Genomic DNA, 2,500 nt, shown 5'->3' with positions numbered 1-2,500 from the left:
CGGATGAGTTGTGTTTAGGGGTGAAAGGCCAATCAAGCCGGGAAATAGCTGGTTCTCCGCGAAATCTATTGAGGTAGAGCGTCGGATGATTGCCGTTGGGGGTAGAGCACTGGATGGTTGCGGGGGTCGCGAGATCTACCAATACTAACCAAACTCCGAATACCAACGAGTCTAGTCCGGCAGACAGACGGCGGGTGCTAAGGTCCGTCGTCAAAAGGGAAACAGCCCTAACCTACAGCTAAGGTCCCCAAGTCATCACTAAGTGGGAAAGCATGTGGGATTTCCAAAACAACCAGGAGGTTGGCTTAGAAGCAGCCATCCTTTAAAGAAAGCGTAACAGCTCACTGGTCTAAACAAGAGATCCTGCGGCGAAGATGTAACGGGGCTAAAGTGATGCACCGAAGCTTAGGGTTCAGTCTTTGACTGAGCGGTAGCGGAGCGTTCCGTAGGCCGTTGAAGCGGAAGGGTAACCGACCGTGGAGGTATCGGAAGTGCGAATGCAGACATGAGTAGCGATTAAGAGGGTGAGATGCCCTCTCGCCGAAATTCCAAGGGTTCCTGCTTAAAGCTAATCTGAGCAGGGTAAGCCGGCCCCTAAGACGAGCCCGAAGGGGGTAGTCGATGGGAACCACGTTAATATTCGTGGGCCTTGAGGTGTGTGACGGATGATGTAACTTGTTCGGCCTTATTGGATTGGTCCGGGCAGGGAAATTGTCCCAGGAAATAGCCCCTCTATATAGACCGTACCCTAAACCGACACAGGTGGAATGGTAGAGTATACCAAGGCGTTTGAGAGAAGTATCCTGAAGGAACTCGGCAAATTGCCTCCGTACCTTCGGAAGAAGGAGGCCCCACATATGCGCAAGCACTTGTGGGGGGCACAGGCCAGGGGGTAGCGACTGTTTAGCAAAAACACAGGGCTCTGCTAAGTCGGCTTCAAGACGACGTATAGGGCCTGACGCCTGCCCGGTGCCTGAAGGTTAAGAGGAGGAGTGCAAGCTCTGAATTGAAGCCCAGGTAAACGGCGGCCGTAACTATAACGGTCCTAAGGTAGCGAAATTCCTTGTCGGGTAAGTTCCGACCTGCACGAATGGCGTAACGACTTCCCCACTGTCTCCAGGATATGCTCAGCGAAATTGAATTCTCCGTGAAGATGCGGAGTACCCGCGGTTAGACGGAAAGACCCCGTGCACCTTTACTGCAGCTTCAGAGTGGCATTAGGAAAGAACTGTGTAGCATAGGTGGGAGGCTTTGAAGCGATGACGCCAGTTGTCGTGGAGCCATAGGTGAAATACCACCCTGTTGTTTTCTGATGTCTAACCTCGCACCGTCATCCGGTGCAGGGACCCTCTGTGGCGGGTAGTTTGACTGGGGCGGTCGCCTCCTAAAGAGTAACGGAGGCGCGCGATGGTGGGCTCAGGACGGTTGGAAACCGTCTGTTAGAGTGCAATGGCATAAGCCCGCCTGACTGCGAGACTGACAAGTCGAGCAGAGACGAAAGTCGGTCATAGTGATCCGGTGGTCCCTCGTGGAAGGGCCATCGCTCAACGGATAAAAGGTACGCCGGGGATAACAGGCTGATGATTCCCAAGAGCTCATATCGACGGAATCGTTTGGCACCTCGATGTCGGCTCATCACATCCTGGGGCTGGAGCAGGTCCCAAGGGTTTGGCTGTTCGCCAATTAAAGTGGTACGTGAGCTGGGTTCAGAACGTCGCGAGACAGTTTGGTCCCTATCTGCCGTGGGCGTCGAAATTTGAGAGGAGTTGACCCTAGTACGAGAGGACCGGGTTGAACATGCCTCTGGTGTACCAGTCGTCCTGCCAAGGGCGCAGCTGGGTAGCTATGCATGGACGGGATAACCGCTGAAAGCATCTAAGCGGGAAGCCTCCCTCAAGATAAGATTTCATCGAGCGGTCGTAGACCACGACCTTGATAGGCCGGATGTGGAAGTGGGGTAACCCATGAAGCTAACCGGTCCTAATAGCTCTGTTCGCGCTTGAAACGGTTCATTCGTGAACCCATGAGCCCCACCATCAACGACAGCCTTGATCCGCTGTCCAACATGGCGGTCATACGCAAAGCCAGATACAAACACACTCACCCCGCACGGGCATCGATTAAACCCCAAAGCGCCAGCTCCATTGCTTGGTGACCATAGCGTCTGTGACCCACCCGATCCCATCCCGAACTCGGCCGTGAAACCAGTCTGCGCCGATGATACTGTGGCTCAAGCCCCGGAAAAGTAGGGCGTCGCCAGGCATTGAAGCTCGCGCTTTGACACATAAACCCATTCATGATCCCAAAGGGCGGACCTCCAACGAGGCCGCCCTTTACCCTTTGGTGGCGCGGGATGGAGCAGCCCGGTAGCTCGTCAGGCTCATAACCTGAAGGTCGCAGGTTCAAATCCTGCTCCCGCAACCAAAAGTCGCTCAACTCCACCAATCCCGCACCCGCCCCGCACCCGGCAGACCCATAGCCTCAAGCCCACTACGCCACA

Annotated in this window: 1 tRNA gene and 2 rRNA genes (1 of these 3 cut by a window edge); all 3 read left to right on the top strand. The window is 54.9% G+C overall.

Annotation, left to right across the window (positions count from 1 at the left end):
* Positions 1-2,004, top strand: a 23S ribosomal RNA gene (locus ACETPF_RS20820) (it extends 790 nt beyond the left edge of the window).
* A gap of 143 nt (positions 2,005-2,147) precedes the next feature.
* Positions 2,148-2,262, top strand: a 5S ribosomal RNA gene (rrf, locus tag ACETPF_RS20815).
* Between the two features lie 85 nt (positions 2,263-2,347).
* Positions 2,348-2,424 (top strand) — tRNA-Met (locus ACETPF_RS20810).
* Positions 2,425-2,500 lie beyond the last annotated feature (76 nt).

The sequence above is a fragment of the Sphingobium agrisoli genome (assembly GCF_041877245.1).
Lineage (GTDB): Bacteria > Pseudomonadota > Alphaproteobacteria > Sphingomonadales > Sphingomonadaceae > Sphingobium.
This window is presented reverse-complemented; position numbering and strand designations above follow the sequence as displayed.